Annotated in this window: 19 protein-coding genes; 6 read left to right on the forward strand and 13 right to left on the reverse strand. The window is 41.7% G+C overall.

What is annotated here, in order from left to right; genetic code table 11:
* Position 1 precedes the first annotated feature (1 nt).
* Both MHB69_RS15015 and MHB69_RS15020 read right to left on the reverse strand, forming a co-directional pair.
* Positions 2 to 676, reverse strand: coding sequence for a zinc metallopeptidase (locus MHB69_RS15015; RefSeq protein ID WP_024423288.1), 675 nt, complete (start codon positions 674 to 676; stop codon positions 2 to 4).
* 81 nt (positions 677 to 757) lie between these two features.
* Positions 758 to 982 carry a hypothetical protein gene (locus MHB69_RS15020; protein WP_024423289.1) on the reverse strand — a complete coding sequence of 75 codons (225 nt, stop codon included), beginning with the start codon at positions 980 to 982 and terminating at the stop codon, positions 758 to 760.
* 126 nt (positions 983 to 1108) lie between these two features.
* On the opposite strand from MHB69_RS15020, the gene MHB69_RS15025 reads away from it, so the two are divergent.
* The gene (locus tag MHB69_RS15025) at positions 1109 to 2095 is read left to right on the forward strand and encodes a potassium channel family protein (RefSeq protein WP_046313373.1); all 987 of its coding nucleotides are present in this window, start codon (positions 1109 to 1111) and stop codon (positions 2093 to 2095) included.
* Here the strand turns inward: MHB69_RS15025 and MHB69_RS15030 are convergent.
* The 5 genes from MHB69_RS15030 to MHB69_RS15050 all read right to left on the reverse strand — a co-directional run bounded on the left by MHB69_RS15030 (position 2092) and on the right by MHB69_RS15050 (position 6792).
* The gene (locus tag MHB69_RS15030) at positions 2092 to 2493 is read right to left on the reverse strand and encodes a YugN-like family protein (protein WP_024423291.1); all 402 of its coding nucleotides are present in this window, start codon (positions 2491 to 2493) and stop codon (positions 2092 to 2094) included. The genes MHB69_RS15025 and MHB69_RS15030 overlap by 4 nt on opposite strands.
* Before the next feature lie 29 nt (positions 2494 to 2522).
* Positions 2523 to 2741, reverse strand: a complete 219-nt coding sequence (locus tag MHB69_RS15035; RefSeq protein WP_046313371.1) for a spore germination protein — start codon at positions 2739 to 2741, stop codon at positions 2523 to 2525.
* A gap of 111 nt (positions 2742 to 2852) precedes the next feature.
* Positions 2853 to 4208, reverse strand: a complete 1356-nt coding sequence (locus tag MHB69_RS15040; protein WP_041107612.1) for a glucose-6-phosphate isomerase — start codon at positions 4206 to 4208, stop codon at positions 2853 to 2855.
* 126 nt (positions 4209 to 4334) lie between these two features.
* The gene (locus tag MHB69_RS15045) at positions 4335 to 5507 is read right to left on the reverse strand and encodes an iron-containing alcohol dehydrogenase (RefSeq protein WP_034282532.1); all 1173 of its coding nucleotides are present in this window, start codon (positions 5505 to 5507) and stop codon (positions 4335 to 4337) included.
* 121 nt (positions 5508 to 5628) lie between these two features.
* Positions 5629 to 6792, reverse strand: coding sequence for an iron-containing alcohol dehydrogenase (locus MHB69_RS15050; protein WP_034282535.1), 1164 nt, complete (start codon positions 6790 to 6792; stop codon positions 5629 to 5631).
* Positions 6793 to 6936: 144 nt separating this feature from the next.
* On the opposite strand from MHB69_RS15050, the gene MHB69_RS15055 reads away from it, so the two are divergent.
* Positions 6937 to 7173, forward strand: coding sequence for a DUF378 domain-containing protein (locus tag MHB69_RS15055; RefSeq protein ID WP_003212952.1), 237 nt, complete (start codon positions 6937 to 6939; stop codon positions 7171 to 7173).
* Positions 7174 to 7407: 234 nt separating this feature from the next.
* Here MHB69_RS15055 and yugI read toward each other — a convergent pair whose 3' ends face one another.
* The 3 genes from yugI to MHB69_RS15070 form a co-directional block, all read right to left on the reverse strand.
* Entirely contained in the window at positions 7408 to 7800 is a 393-nt protein-coding gene (gene yugI / locus MHB69_RS15060; RefSeq protein WP_007500519.1) for a S1 domain-containing post-transcriptional regulator GSP13, read from the reverse strand.
* Positions 7801 to 7998: 198 nt separating this feature from the next.
* Positions 7999 to 9192, reverse strand: a complete 1194-nt coding sequence (locus MHB69_RS15065) for an aminotransferase (protein ID WP_034282537.1) — start codon at positions 9190 to 9192, stop codon at positions 7999 to 8001.
* Positions 9193 to 9693: an Lrp/AsnC family transcriptional regulator gene (locus MHB69_RS15070; protein WP_003213765.1), complete on the reverse strand. Its 501-nt coding sequence runs from the start codon at positions 9691 to 9693 to the stop codon at positions 9193 to 9195.
* Between the two features lie 199 nt (positions 9694 to 9892).
* Between MHB69_RS15070 and MHB69_RS15075 the strand changes: the two genes are divergently transcribed.
* Positions 9893 to 10693, forward strand: coding sequence for an alpha/beta hydrolase (locus tag MHB69_RS15075; RefSeq protein ID WP_227001743.1), 801 nt, complete (start codon positions 9893 to 9895; stop codon positions 10691 to 10693).
* On the opposite strand, the gene MHB69_RS15080 is transcribed toward MHB69_RS15075, so the two are convergent.
* The gene (locus MHB69_RS15080) at positions 10690 to 10950 is read right to left on the reverse strand and encodes a DUF1871 family protein (protein ID WP_034282542.1); all 261 of its coding nucleotides are present in this window, start codon (positions 10948 to 10950) and stop codon (positions 10690 to 10692) included. The two genes, MHB69_RS15075 and MHB69_RS15080, sit on opposite strands and share 4 nt — an antisense overlap.
* 83 nt (positions 10951 to 11033) lie before the next feature.
* Between MHB69_RS15080 and MHB69_RS15085 the strand changes: the two genes are divergently transcribed.
* A complete protein-coding gene (locus MHB69_RS15085) occupies positions 11034 to 12209 on the forward strand; it encodes a MalY/PatB family protein (RefSeq protein ID WP_034282544.1) in 1176 nt (391 codons plus the stop codon).
* 330 nt (positions 12210 to 12539) lie between these two features.
* Entirely contained in the window at positions 12540 to 13832 is a 1293-nt protein-coding gene (locus MHB69_RS15090) for a HAMP domain-containing sensor histidine kinase (protein ID WP_034282546.1), read from the forward strand.
* On the opposite strand, the gene MHB69_RS15095 is transcribed toward MHB69_RS15090, so the two are convergent.
* On the reverse strand, positions 13833 to 14012 hold the full coding sequence (locus MHB69_RS15095; protein WP_034282549.1) for a hypothetical protein: 180 nt from the start codon (positions 14010 to 14012) through the stop codon (positions 13833 to 13835).
* A gap of 92 nt (positions 14013 to 14104) precedes the next feature.
* On the opposite strand from MHB69_RS15095, the gene MHB69_RS15100 reads away from it, so the two are divergent.
* Positions 14105 to 14497: a kinase-associated lipoprotein B gene (locus MHB69_RS15100; RefSeq protein WP_025094193.1), complete on the forward strand. Its 393-nt coding sequence runs from the start codon at positions 14105 to 14107 to the stop codon at positions 14495 to 14497.
* Here the strand turns inward: MHB69_RS15100 and kapD are convergent.
* Complete coding sequence (kapD, locus tag MHB69_RS15105) at positions 14494 to 15111, reverse strand: 3'-5' exonuclease KapD (RefSeq protein WP_046313361.1); 618 nt, start codon at positions 15109 to 15111, stop codon at positions 14494 to 14496. The two genes, MHB69_RS15100 and kapD, sit on opposite strands and share 4 nt — an antisense overlap.
* Positions 15112 to 15260 lie beyond the last annotated feature (149 nt).

Here is a 15260-nt window from a genome sequence, read left to right on the forward strand (position 1 = left end):
ATTAATCATTACGGCCATTTAGGAAGATCATTACAAAACGGAGCAATTCAAACAGGGAGACAAGGGCCGCTGCTACGTACGTCAGAGCTGCAGCATTTAACACCTTGTTCACGCCTCTTTCTTCACTGCTTCTAATGATTCCTTCTGAAACAATGATATCTTTTGCACGAGAACTTGCATTAAACTCGACAGGCAATGTCACAAGCTGAAAGAATACAGCTGCTGAGAACAAAATGATCCCAAGCCCGATTAAGTTAAGGCTGCTGAGCAAAATTCCACCAAGGAAAAGAAGCGGAGCAACACCAGATGCAAAGTTCACGACAGGAAAGATCTTATGTCTCAAAACAAGCGCACCATAGGATTCCTGATGCTGCAAGGCATGTCCAACCTCGTGTGATGCGACTGAAATGGCCGAAATGGAGTGGCCGTAGTACACAGGTTCAGATAAACGAACCACACGCTGCGTCGGGTCGTAATGATCAGTCAAAGTTCCTCTTACCGGTTCAACAGGCACGTCGTATAACCCGTTGCGATCTAAAATATATCGAGCGGTTTCAGCACCTGTTTTCATACTGGATGCTTCCACCTTTGAATACTTTTCAAAATTATTCTTCACTTTAAATTGTGCCCAAAATGATAAACCCAATGCGGCAAACGTTAAAAAATAAAAAAACAGCATGCTCATCAGCTTCCTTTTTATTTTATATATTTATTTACAATTTTAATGACTTTTATGTACCATGTACAGCAAAAAGCACTAGGTCTTTTTTAGGGGAATAACCGCACCAATGAAAAAGAAGAACACACCTAAGCAAGCTGTATAAAAGGTCCCTGTACCATAAAGGTCTTGAAAAAAGTGCAGCCATGAAAAATCATTCATAAAATGATTCACAGCATTTAAATCAAACACGAGTAAGATGACAGCTGATGATAAAAAGTGCACACCAATAAAAAGAAGTACGGTCTTTTGAACAAACGACATTCGAATTCCCTCCTTCTTCTCCCTTATTTTAAGATATGGGTTCTATTTCAATACATGACGAAGATGAAAAAATGTTTCCTCAATCGGGCATACTGACATTAGCAGTCTCCTGAAAGGAAGAGTCCGATGAAATCAAACCGTATCTTTATCGCTTGGCTAAGGTGGCCACTTTATCTTCGAATTGCCATTATCATCTGTTTCTTGCTTCTCTTTTTTGGACAATTAATCGTTTTACTTGAACCGAAGCAGTATCATACGATCTTTGATGGGATCTGGTGGGCACTCATTACAGTCTCTACGGTTGGCTACGGTGATTTTGTGCCGCAAACCATGCCAGGGCAGGTGGCAGGTATGGCGCTCATTTTTATCGGAGCCAGCTTTGTCACCGCTTATTTCGCCACACTTGCCGCCGCTGTGTTCAGCAAGCAGCACCATTATGTTGAGGGCAAGGTAGCCTTTAAGGGGAAAGGACACCTCATTATCGTCGGCTGGAATGAGAAAACGAACAAACTGCTTCAGTCGTTTCAAACGATTGATCCAGCCATGCCGATTGTGCTGATTGATGACTCCTTGAAAGAAGGGCCTCTTTTGGAAAATGTTCATTTTATTAAAGGACATGGGACCGAAGATGTCACACTGCGTAAAGCCAACATTACCGGTGCAGATGCAATCATGATTACCGCGGATCAGCATGAAAATGAAGTGACAGCCGATATGCAGAGTGTTTTAACCTTACTTGCAGCAAAAGGATTAAACCCTTCTCTATATTGTTTAATTGAAATCTTAACAGATCGTTACGTGAAGAATGCCGAGCGTGCTGGCGCCAACCAAGTCATTCATACCTCTGATGCTGTCAATCATTTAATGGTTGAACATTTTCTGATAAAGGAACAGCTTACGGCGTTTAAGAAAAAACGACATATGACGCTGCATAAACACGTCACCATCATACCTGTACCGGCTTCATTGGCTGGAGAAACATTCCTAACGGCGCTCCATCACTTTCTAGAGCATCATGTAATTATCGTTGGCGTACAAAAAAAAGAAGGACCCATGATGAATCCTCCCTTTGGCTATGAGCTTCATCCAGAGGATGAATTGATCAGCCTTTAAAGCAGTGCGTCTTCTAATTCCTTGACGAGCGAAAAGCCAATCTCAGCATAAGCCTTTGATACATCCCCATCTTTCTCTTTTGGTTCTTGGAATTGATTAAAGGATGCACCCACATTTCCAACCATCGCATGATCATCTAACTTATCTTGATAGACATGCTTTAAGAGAAATGGATGTCCCATTTTCACCACAACACCTGGCTGATCGAGCTGGCCTTTCTCGGCTGTAAAAGGAACTCTGAGAAAGGTATAGCCATCACGGTTATCAATTTTATAATCAAAATACCCGTGATCATAATCCCAGTTGCCATTAATGACATAACCGAGCGGCTTCATCGTTTCTTCTAAATGGTAAAGTGAAAAGCTTTCACCAGGCAGCCTGGATGGTACATGAATCATACGAAACCCTCCTTTTTGTATAGGGTTCGTTAAAGAGAGGAATTCATACATTTCCCCCTCGTGATTTGTACATTGTTTGTAAACGCGGCATCAAACAGGCTTTGATTGGATGATTGATTCGTCTCGTTATCACTGCCGGAACCCGCTGTTTCCTTCGTAGCACTCTTAGAACAAATGCGTCCGACATTGCCAAAGTTAACGATCGCCTGCCCAGAAATATCATGAATATATATATGATTCGTCCTCATTTTTCACCCTCCTCTATTCATTATTCTATGTACAGCACAATGGAAAGCTTGCACAGGAACCTGAAGAAAACAAAAAAGGCACACCTTTATGAAAAGGTGTGCTTTTTGTTCTTATGATTGTTTTAAACGGCTTTCAAGCTCTGCTTTTTTCTCTTCGAAGCCTGGTTTTCCTAGTAAAGCAAACATATTCACTTTATAAGCTTCTACTCCAGGCTGATCAAATGGATTGACGCCTAGTAAATATCCAGACATCGCACATGCTTTCTCAAAGAAGTACACGAGGTATCCGAATGTATAAGCATCCATCTCAGGAATTGTCACGATAAGGTTCGGTACTTTTCCATCTGTATGGGCAAGCATCGTTCCTTCAAATGCTTTTTTATTGACGAAATCAACCGTTTTTCCTGCCAGATAGTTTAAGCCATCAAGGTCTTGTTCTTCTGCTTCAATTACAAGCTCATGTCGAGGCTTGTCTACACTCACGATTGTTTCAAACAAGTCTCTTCTTCCTTCTTGAACATATTGACCAAGTGAATGGAGATCTGTTGAGAAGTTAGCAGATGAAGGATAGATTCCTTTTTCATCTTTCCCTTCACTTTCACCGAATAATTGCTTCCACCATTCTGCGAAATATTGCAGACCTGGCTCATAGTTAATCAGCATTTCAATCGTTCTGCCTTTATTGTAAAGGACATTGCGGACGACAGCATATTGGTAAGCCGCATTTTCAGAAAGCTCCGATGAAGCGAAGTCTTCGCTTGCTTTTGCTGCACCTTCCATCATCTGATCAATATCTGCACCGCTCACAGCGATTGGCAAAAGACCGACTGCTGTTAATACTGAATAGCGTCCACCAACATCATCCGGGATGATAAATGATTCGTAGCCTTCTTCAGTTGCTAATGTTTTAAGTGCACCGCGTGCCTTGTCAGTTGTCGCATAAATACGTTTTTTCGCTTCTTCAGCACCGTATTTTTCAATGAGGAGCTTTTTAAAGATGCGGAACGCAATGGCTGGCTCTGTTGTTGTACCAGATTTTGAAATCACGTTAATGGAGAAATCTGCATCCTCCAATAGATCCATTACATCTGTTAAATAAGAAGAACTGATGTTGTTTCCAATAAAAATGATTTGCGGTGTCTTGCGCTTGCCTTTTGGCAAAGTGTTATAGAAAGAATGGTTCAAAAATTCAATCGCGGCACGTGCCCCTAGATATGACCCGCCGATTCCGACAACGAGCAGGACGTCAGAGTCAGATTTAATTTTGTCTGCACTTTTTTTAATGCGGGCAAATTCTTCGCGGTCATATTGCTTCGGCAAGTCCACCCAGCCTAAATAGTCACTGCCTGCACCCGTTTGTTCATGAATATTATGATGGGCTACCTTCACAAAATCTTTTAAATATGTAAGCTCATGTTCTTGAAAGAAAGGTAACGCTTTCGAGTAGTCAAATTGAATATGTGTCATCGCTTGTAAGCCCTCCATTACGTTAGTTCTGTCCCTTTCACTTTAGCGGAACTAGCTTTTGAAATCAAGTGATCGTCACTGGCATGGCAAAAAGCCGCTTCTCTTGATGAGAAGCGGCAATCTGGATTATAAAGAAGCTTTCAAAATGGATAGAATATCATCACGGTTAAGTTTCATAAAGTTACCAAAACCACCGTATTCCATTTCTTTTGCTGCAATGTCGGCAATTTTGTCCAGCTGATCTTCACCAATATCATAATCCGCTAAACGGCTTGGTGCACCGAGACTTGTCCAGAACGCTGACAGTTTGTCGATCCCTTCTAATGCGATGTCACGATCTGACTTTCCGTCTGTTTCGATGTCAAACATGTTCAGCATAAGGTTTTTAAAACGTTCTACATTATGATCGAGCGTGTGGCGCATCCAGTTTGGGAAGAGGATAGCAAGCCCGCCTGCATGCGGAATGTCATAGACAGCCGATACAGCATGCTCAATCGTATGGGACGCCCAGTCGCCAAAGTAACCCATTTGCAGCGTGCCATTTAAAGCAATCGTTCCTGCATATAGAATCGTTTCACGATGCTCATAGTTTTGTAAGTCTTCCAGCAGTTTTGGTGCTGTCTCGATGACTGTTTGAAGAACAGCAAAACACATCCGGTCCTGTAAAGGCGTGTTTTTCACATTATGGAAGTATTGCTCAAAAACGTGGCTCATCATATCGACCATACCATACACCGTCTGGTTTTCTGGCACAGAATACGTATGCTCAGGGTCTAGAATTGAAAAAGCAGGGTGAGTGACAGAGCTGCCCCACACATATTTTTCATTCGTTTCCCAGTTTGTGATGACAGAGTCTGGATTCATTTCCGAACCAGTTGCTGCAAGTGTCAGCACTGTGCCAAACGGCAGTGCTTTTTGAGCGGTTGTTTTTTTTGAAATAATATCCCACACATCACCGTCATACTCTGCTCCGGCTGCAATTGCTTTTGTACAGTCGATCACACTTCCGCCGCCAACGGCTAATAAGAAATCAATGTTCTCCTTTTGGCAGATATCGATTCCCTTTTTCACTGTTGTGAGGCGCGGGTTTGGTTCAACGCCAGACAGCTCAAACACTTCTGCATCTGCTTCATTTAACGCACTGATGACATTGTCATAAAGACCATTTTTCTTAATGCTGCCGCCGCCATATACAAGTAACACTCGTTTTCCATAACGAGCGAGTTCGCTTTTGAGTCCTTCTAGCTGTCCTTTTCCAAACATCAATTTTGTTGGATTATAGTAAATAAAATTCTCCATCTGTTAAAACATCTCCTTAAAACGAATATATCCAAAAACATGAAAGACTACTGTAACATATGTACACGACGAACTCAAAAAAAGATAACTGCCCGCGAGCAGCTATCCCTTTATTGTTCAATTATAAAGAAGCGTTCAAAATGGCTAAAACATCTTCTTTGTTCAGCTTTTTAAATTGACCAAATTCACCGCGTGCCATTGCACGGTCTGCAATTAAATCAATTTTCTCATCGTTGATGTCATAATCCGCTAAACGACTTGGTGCACCAAGACTTGTCCAGAAAGCTGACAGCTTGTCAATTCCTTCTAAGCCGACTTCTTCATCTGTTTTGCCCGCAGGATCTACATCGAATACACGGACCGCTAATTGTTTAAAACGGCCTGGGTTTTCTTGAATCACATGTTTCATCCAGTTCGGGAACAAGATTGCAAGACCGCCTGCATGGGGGATATCATAAACAGCTGATACTGCATGCTCAATGTTATGAGAAGCCCAGTCACCACGTGCCCCCATTGAAAGCATGCCATTAAGCGCAATTGTGCCAGTGAATAGAATCGTTTCACGGAGCTCATAGTTCTCTAGATCGTTGATCAACTTCGGTGCCGTTTCAATGACAGTGCGAAGAAGTCCTTCACACATACGATCTTGGTAAGGTGTATTTTCTGTGTGATGGAAATATTGTTCGAACACATGTGACATCATGTCAACCATGCCATAAATCGTATGGTTTTTAGGCACAGTGAATGTGTTGACTGGATCAAGAATAGAGAATTTCGGGAAAACTGCTGGACTTCCCCAGCCATACTTCTCATTTGTTTCCCAGTTTGTGATGACTGATCCAGAGTTCATTTCAGAGCCTGTTGCGGCAAGTGTTAACACAGTACCGAACGGAATAGCTTCCATTGGGACGTGCTTGCGTGTCACGATATCCCAAGCATCTCCATCGTACTTCGCACCAGCTGCGATTGCTTTCGTCGCATCAATGACACTGCCGCCGCCAACTGCCAAAATAAAATCAATGTCGTTCTCTTTGCAAAGTTCGACCCCTTTTCTTACTGTTGTTAAGCGCGGGTTAGGCTCCACACCAGCAAGTTCAGTGATTGCAGCTCCTGATTCTTTTAGGATGCTGACAACTTGGTCATAAAGGCCGTTTCGTTTAATACTGCCTCCACCATATACAAGTAATACGTTTTTTCCGTAGTGTTTGAGTTCATCTGAAAGGGCTGATACTTCTCCCTTTCCAAAAATTAATTTCGTTGGGTTCCAATAAGTAAATCGATCCATGTGATCTCCTCCTCGCGCTACATTATGCGCCTCATTCATTCCAAAAGTAAAGTAATTTGCTTTCATCCATTTTCTTACGCATAGTTTGGCTAAAAATCTGCAAAATATAAATGTATTGATGCTGTAGCGAAAGGAGGAATCACGATGAGTGCTATTCAGCGTATTGCCCTCGTGCTCACGATTATCGGTGCTATTAACTGGGGACTAATCGGCTTTTTTCAATTTGACTTAGTAGCAGCGATCTTTGGCGGACAAGGTTCTGCATTATCACGTATTATTTATGGTCTTGTTGGAATTGCAGGTCTTGTCAACCTTGGTCTGTTGTTCAAACCAAGCGAAGAAGCTGTTCGCCGTGACGAGCCGAACCCAGAAGTTCGTTAAATAAAAAGACATAAAAAAGGCTGCCTACATGAGGCAGCCTCAGCATGTAGACAAACCCTCGCATTCTTTGTCAGGTCTGCGCGCTGGTGCTCACGAATTCTAAATTCGTCCGCAAAAGTGCCCGCTTTTCCTAGACTTCAAAGGTTTTCTATCACGCTGAAAAAGAAGACAAAGGGCTAAAATTTTAGCCCTTTGTCAACAATCTAAGGCACCGTTTGGAGCGGTGCTTTTTTATTATTTCTTGATAAGGTCTTTACGGTTTGATTGCTCAATCCACTCTTCAAGTTTATCTTTAAGCGTATTGAAACCTTGTGGTGCAGCAGCTTCTTCTTTCACTTGCTGTGGTCTTTGTTTCTTTGGTTTGCTTTCTTTTCTTTCAGGTGCATCTTGTGTCGCACGGATAGAAAGGCTGATTTTACCTGCATTTTCATCAACAGAAAGAACTTTTACTTGTACTTCGTCACCAATTGAAAGGTGCTCGTTGATGTCTTTTACAAAGCCATGTGTTACTTCAGAAATATGCACAAGTCCTTGAGTTTCTTCATCTAATGCAACAAACGCACCATACGCTTGTAATCCTGTTACTTTACCAGTGTAAACACTGCCTACTTCAAACTTTGTCGCCATGATAACAACTCCTAAATAAATGTTTTAATATTCGTTTATACGCAATTAAAAACTATATCACAGAACAGGCAGTTACGCAAAATATTTTTTAAATGGGTTTAGATGAGATCAAAAGGGGGAATACCTGAAAACAAGAATGCTTTCTAGTATTCCCCCCTAATTTGTGAGGCATGAGTCCATTTGGATTGATGCCTTTTTTTATTTTAAGATGGCTGATGCTTCTTCCTTCACTTGTCGAGCCTGCAAAAAGCGCTGTATTCTTGAAAGTGATTCCTGAAGATGATCAAGTGACGAAGCATATGAACAGCGAATATGACCTTCACCGCTCGGTCCGAAAACATTCCCAGGAACAACGGCCACTTTTTCGCTTAGGAGCAGCTCCTCAGCAAATTGTTCTGACGTCATGCCTGTGCTTTTAATCGATGGGAACGCGTAAAACGCTCCATTTGGCTGGTGGCATGTGAGTCCTAGTTCATTAAGGGAGCCGACAAACAAATTACGGCGCCTTCTGTAGCTTTTTTTCATTTTCTCCACATCTTCAAGTCCATTTTTTAATGCTTCTTCTGCCGCATATTGTGCCATCGCCGGCGCGCACATCATAGAATATTGATGTATTTTCAGCATGGCATCGCGCAGTACAGGTGGTGCTGCCACATATCCTAAACGCCAGCCCGTCATGGCAAACCCTTTAGAAAAGCCTGAGATCAAGATCGTTCTTTCCTTCATATCTTGAATAGCCGCCACGCTTGTAAAAGCTTCATCGTATGTCAGCTCTGCATAAATCTCATCCGTAATAATGAGCAGGTCATGCTCTTTCGCAAATTGAGCAATATCTTCAAGCTCTTCCTTTGAATAAACAGACCCAGTCGGATTTGATGGCGAGCAAAGCAAAATGGCTTTTGTCTTCGGCGTCAGCTTTGTGCGAAGATCAGCAGAATCTGCTTTGAAATCTTTTTCAGCGGTTGTACTTAAATAGACAGGCACGCCGCCTGCAAGTGTCGTAAGTGCCCCGTATGCTACGAAACAAGGCTCTGGAATGATCACTTCATCCCCGCTGTTTAAAATCGCACGAAAGGCCAAATCAAGTGCCTGGCTTCCGCCAACTGTGATAATGAGTTCTTCTTCTGGACTGTAGTTAATGTGAAACCGCTTATATAAATAGTGGCTCAGTTCTTTTCGCAAAGAAATTAAACCTGCATTCGCCGTATAAGAGGTCAGCCCTTGTTCTAATGACATAATACTTGCCTCTCTGACATTCCAAGCTGTCACGAAATCTGGCTCGCCGACACCAAGGGAGATAACCCCCTCCATTGTGGCAGCCAAATCAAAGAATTTCCGAATACCTGACGGCTGAATGCTTTGTACCGTTTCAGATAAATAAGACTTTTTCATTTAAGGAGACACCACGATTCTTTTGTCATCGTCTCCTGTTTCAAACACTTTCCCATCATGTTTATATCTTTTCAAAATAAAGTGGGTAGTTGTTGAAACAACGGAATCAAGTGTCGATAATTTTTCAGATACGAAGCGGGCAATATCAGACATTGATCTTCCGCGGATCACAACGGAAAGATCATAAACACCTGACATGAGATAGACAGACTCCACTTCCTGAAACCGATAAATCCGTTCAGCAATTTCATCAAATCCGACGCCTCTTTTTGGTGTCACTTTTACATCAATCATTGCTGTAACGCCTTCATGACCATCCACTTTTCGCCAGTCAATCATGGTTGAATAATCAATAATGACTTTTTGATCTTCAAGTTTTTGAATGATGGCTTCGGCTTCTTCTGTTGTCACGCCTGCCATTTTTGCAATTGTATTTAAATCGGCGCGGCTGTTTTCATCTAAAATCTCTAATATTTCAGTTTCTTTTTCTGTTAGTTTCATTTGATTTCACACCTCAGATTATAAAAGCTAGTTTTAAAAAATCTTCTGAACATTATAGCACGTTTTTCCCATTATGCTAAGCAGGGAAAAGATTCTATTAATAGCTTAAAATCCACTTTTTAGGGTACAATACAGTCACCTAACAGAGAGAGTATCAAGTATCGGAGTGAAGAATGTGGACATTGTTCAGCCAGCTTATATGAAAAGTACATTCGGTTTAGACATCTATTACGAGTACTATCCAAATGAGGGCAAGAAGACATTGATCTTAATTCACGGTCTCTTCTCTTCTACCTTCAGCTATCGAAAGCTCATCCCGCTTCTGAAACAGGATTTCAATTTAATTGCAATTGATCTGCCGCCATTTGGACAGTCCGAGAAGTCGAATACGTTTATTTACAGCTATCGCAACATGGGAAAAATTATTATAGAGCTAGCTGGTTATTTACAGATTCGGCATGCGATTCTAGTGGGTCATTCAATGGGTGGACAAATCGCCTTATACGCTGCATCTGAACGGCCGGACCTATTTGAAAAGGCGGTTCTATTGTGCAGCTCTGGCTATTTGAATAAGTCAAAAAGATCACTTGTTTACAGCACATATATTCCTTATTTTTATCTGTATCTAAAAAGAAAGCTTTTAAAACAGGGCATTATGAAAAATTTAACGGCTGTTGTGCATGATCATTCCATCATTGATCAAGAGATGGTCGACGGCTATTTAAAGCCGTTTTCAGATGATCAAATCTTTCGGGGGATATTTCGTTTGATTCGGCACCGGGAAGGAGATTTGACCTCGGACGTTTTAAAGAAAATGGAAACACCCGTGCTGCTCATTTGGGGCGAGGAAGATCGAATCGTTCCCATTCAAATAGGCGAAAGACTGCACAAAGATCTGCCAAATTCAACCTTGCATGCATTAAAAAAAACCGGGCACCTCATTCCTGAGGAAAATCCGGTCTTTGTGTCTGATCAAATCGGACAGTTCAGCCTGTCTTAGCGTGAACAGGAGCTGCTGTCTCTTATGGCAAAAAGCTGATTCGCTGTATGCTGACAGCTCTCTAGCGGAAGAAGCTGTTCAAATGAGTGATGGTAGATGGCTTGAATCTCTTTTGCTAAAGATAACGGGTCTTCTGCGTCGTATAATGCACTGATGACGTCAGCAGGCTCCGTTTCATAAAAATCCTCTCCATAATGAAAAGGGTCCCATGCCTTAATGAATTGAATCATCTCTTCTACAGCTTGACTATCTTTCATCGGTATCACCGCTTATAATAAATTTTGTGATGTTTATTTTAGCACAACCAAGAATGGTTGAAAAACAGCTAGAGGTGGGTTTCATGAATTTCGACGAACAGATCATACGTAAAGGTTCAAAATCAGTGAAATGGGATCAAGCAGAGTCTTTGTTCCTGACAACAGATGCCCTCCCGATGTGGGTGGCTGATATGGATTTTAAAGCGCCGCAGGTCGTCCTTGATGCATTGAAAGAGCGATTAGACCACGGTGTATTTGGCTATGCATTTCAAGATCAGGATACGCAGCAGGCAGTCGCTGGATGGCTCAAAAGAAGACATGGATGGACAATTCAGACAGATGCCGTCACCTTCACACCAGGAATTGTAACGGCACTTAGTTTTGCTGTTCAAGCCTTTACAGCACCGCACGACGAAGTAGTTATACAGTCACCAGTGTATACACCTTTTTATCAAATGATTGAACGAAATGGACGTACAGTCTCAACCAATCCTTTAAAAATAGAAAACAACCGCTATATGATGGATTTTGATGATTTAGAGAAAAAACTGAGCAGACCACAAGCAAAGCTCATGTTCCTTTGCCATCCGCATAATCCGTCCGGAAGAGCATGGTCAAAAGAGGAATTAAAGCGAGTCGGAGACCTATGTGTGAAGCATGGAGTCACAGTCGTTTCAGATGAGATTCACTCGGATTTGATGCTTTACGGGAAGCAGCATGTGCCCTTCGCCAGCCTTTCTGACGACATTGCACATATCACGGTAACGTGTATTGCGCCGAGTAAAACCTTTAATCTAGCAGGGCTCCAGGCATCTGCTATTATCATTTCAGATGAAGAAAAAAGAACCCTTTTCACGAATGAAGTGCAAAGAAACGGACTGTCCAAACTGAATGCCTTTGCGATTCCAGCGATGGAAGCAGCATACCGCCACGGGGATGAGTGGCTTGATGCCCTTGTTCTTTATCTCGAAGGCAATATGAAAACGGCGATGGACTATATCGACGAAAATCTTCCAAATATGCGTTATATGAAACCAGATGCTTCTTATTTATTGTGGCTGGACATTCGGGATTATCAATTCAGTCAAGCGGAATTGAAACGGAATCTGCTGAAAAAAGGGAAAGTGATCCTAGAGCTTGGCCACGTGTACGGACACGAAGGAGACGGCTTTATTCGGATGAATCTCGGCTGTCCTGCTGAAACAGTCAGAGAAGGACTGAAACGTCTCCACCAAGCGTTCACGCTATCAGCTGAATAAGACCTATACGATAGAAAGAACATCCTAACGGGTGTTCTCAGCGTGTAGACAAACCCTCGCATTCTTTGTCAGTCCTGCGTGCTGGTGCTCACGAATGTCAAATTCGCTCCGCGCCAGTACTCGTCCTTCCTAGACTTCAAAGGTTTTCTATCACGCTGAAAAGAAGACAAAGGGCTAAAATCAAGATCATTTTAGCCCTTTGTCAGCAATCTGAGAACATCCTAACGGGTGTTCTTTTTAAAGAAAAAAACCCTCCTTTTATCATATCTACTTTGTAAATGAAATGATATAATGAGAGGAATTACAATTATTTACGAGGAGAGCATTTAAATGGAAATGTTCAAGGATTTTCTGCTCCATGTATCTTTTATTCTATTTCCAATCTTTTTATATCATGCGCTATGGCTAAGCCGGACCCCTGCTCATTTCCCAAAAACGAATAAACTGCTCATCACAGTATTCGCATCCATCTCTTCAGCACTATGTATTATGTATCCAGTTGGTTCGATTTTAGATTTGCAGACTGGGCTTCAATCTATTCCCCTTGTGCTTGCTATTTTATACGGAGGATACATGGCGGGGATCGTTGCCATCTTGATAAGCATCATTGTCAAATTCGTGATGTACGGCTCTTTCTTATGGATTGGGCTCATCGTTGTCCCAATTTACTTTTTCATCCCATTCCTGTTCTACCGAAAATGGCATCAATATTCGAAGCCAAATAAGCTGTTTTACGGAGTGCTTATCGGTTTATCCAAAGGATTCTTTATTTACATTGGCCTGCTTGCGGTCAGCTTAATGGCATACAGCCCAGCTTTTATTATGCAGCAAAAGCTCCTTGAGTTATTTTTCTCAACTCTTTACTACATATTCTTTCTTGTGCTCAGTATCTATTCCATTGAATTCGTGAAAGAAAATGCGGAAATGAGATCACAGCTTGTCCAGTCAGAAAAACTGACCATTGTAAGTGAACTTGCTGCAAGCGTTGCCCATGAAGTACGCAATCCGCTGACAGTTGTGAGAGGCTTTATTCAATTGCTCTTTTCGAGTGATAATACAAAAGAACCACCTGCCAATAAAGATTATAAGAATCTCGTTCTGTCCGAGTTAGACCGTGCGCAGGACATTATCACGAGCTATCTTGACATTGCAAAACAAAACTATTATCAAATAGAATCTCTTAATCTCTCTAAATTACTTGAGGAATGTGCATCACTGATGACATCCTATGCGAATTTTAAATCGGTCACAATTCATCAATCCATTGAACCTGATTTATACATTCAAGGGGATGTAACGAAGATCAAGCAAGTCATGATTAATTTAATCAAAAATGCGATAGAAGCGGCTCCTGAACATGAAGGGAAAATAGAACTTTTTGCTTCAAAAGAAAATCATAAGATCTGCCTTTATTTCGTTGATAACGGTGTAGGTATGACAGAAAGCCAAATGAAAAAGCTTGGCGAACCCTATTACACCTTGAAAAATAAAGGGACTGGGCTTGGGCTGACAGTGACTTTTTCTATTATTGAAAATCACCATGGAACCATTCGTTTCAAAAGCTCGCTGCAATCTGGAACAACCGTCACCGTGAAATTTCCTGAAGATACAAGAAGAAAATGATTAATCCATTTTTTTTGTTCTTTTTTCATCTATGCGCTCCTGCTTCTTAGATGCACGAACGATGAGCCGAAAACAAATAAATGCAGCAATAAAGAAAATCACCGTGGTGATAGCCGCTGGGATGTACTCCCTTTTATCTTCAGGAAAATATAGTAGAAAAAGTACGATGAACGACATCATTCGCCATTCCCCCCCTTTTGCTCGTTTACTTCACTATATTGGCTAAAAGAAATGAAATACCTTCCGATAAGAAGGAAATGGAGGAATTTCACATGACAGACATTCAAATTGGACAAGTTGTGAAAGGTTTTTATAAAACAGGTGTATACGTTGGGGAAGTGACAGCAGTGAAACCATCGACCTATCTCGTTCAAGTAAAAGCCGTTCTGACACATCCCACTCAAGGCGACCTGCATCATCCGAAAGAAGCAGACGTGCCTTTTTTCCAAGAGAGGCGGGCTTTGGCCTATAGAGAACAGACAAATATCCCTCATCATATGGTGAAGCCTTATGATGGCGATATACCTGATTATGAAGAGTCACTGAAAGAAGCTGTAGATAAATTGAAACAAGCACTCCGTGCGGATGATTCTAAATGGGCTGAAAAATCAAGAGCGTGCCTATCTTCTCTTGAAAAAGATTATTTTCCAGAAGACGTCCGCTAATCAGCCGAATCAAAAAAATGTGAGAAATCGATCAGCTCACCAATTTTGGTTGTTTGCGGATTTTCCACATAGGCTCTGTCTTTTTCAAAAAGGGTGAACAGCTGATAAGTCGTCATGGCATCATCGAGTGCTTTATGATGCTTACCAGCTCCTTCACTGCCGTATTCCTTTGCCGCTTTTCGAAGCCCTGTCAGTGTGCGGTCACCAAAAAAGGTTTTATATTCAAAAGCCAGATCCCTCAGCTTCCCCTTAAAAGGAAAGGTAATATGATTGAGCATACAATTTTGCTTCAGTACCTTCATGTCCATGTTGCCCCACGTAATAATCTCACAATTCTCTCCCCCATCAAGTGACACGAGCTTCTCGATAAACGCCTCAAATGAAATCCCGCTCTCTACATCCTCCTGCGTAATTCCGAGGAAAGATTTACAGCGCTTCGTCAGCTTCGGGAACTTTTTCGGTTTGACGTAGCTAGAGAATGTGTCTATGATCGTTTCATCTGCTGCTTTCACTACCCCAGCTTCAATAATTTCAGGAAAAAAGTTTTGTGGATGATATTTTCCATCAGGCATCGTAAATTCAAAATCGACCACAAGCACCGTCTTCTGTTCCACCAGTTTCACCTCACTTTTTCGTCAGCTTTTCATTCTCATACCATTATATTAAGACGGACCTTGAAATCACTTCATTTTCGTGAAAATAATGCAGATTCACTATGCCCAACCTATTCATCTGATGAAAGATCGTTTATTTTCCTTTATAA

It is taken from the genome of Bacillus sp. FSL K6-0994, from assembly GCF_038630815.1.
Taxonomy (GTDB): Bacteria; Bacillota; Bacilli; order Bacillales; family Bacillaceae; genus Bacillus; species Bacillus safensis.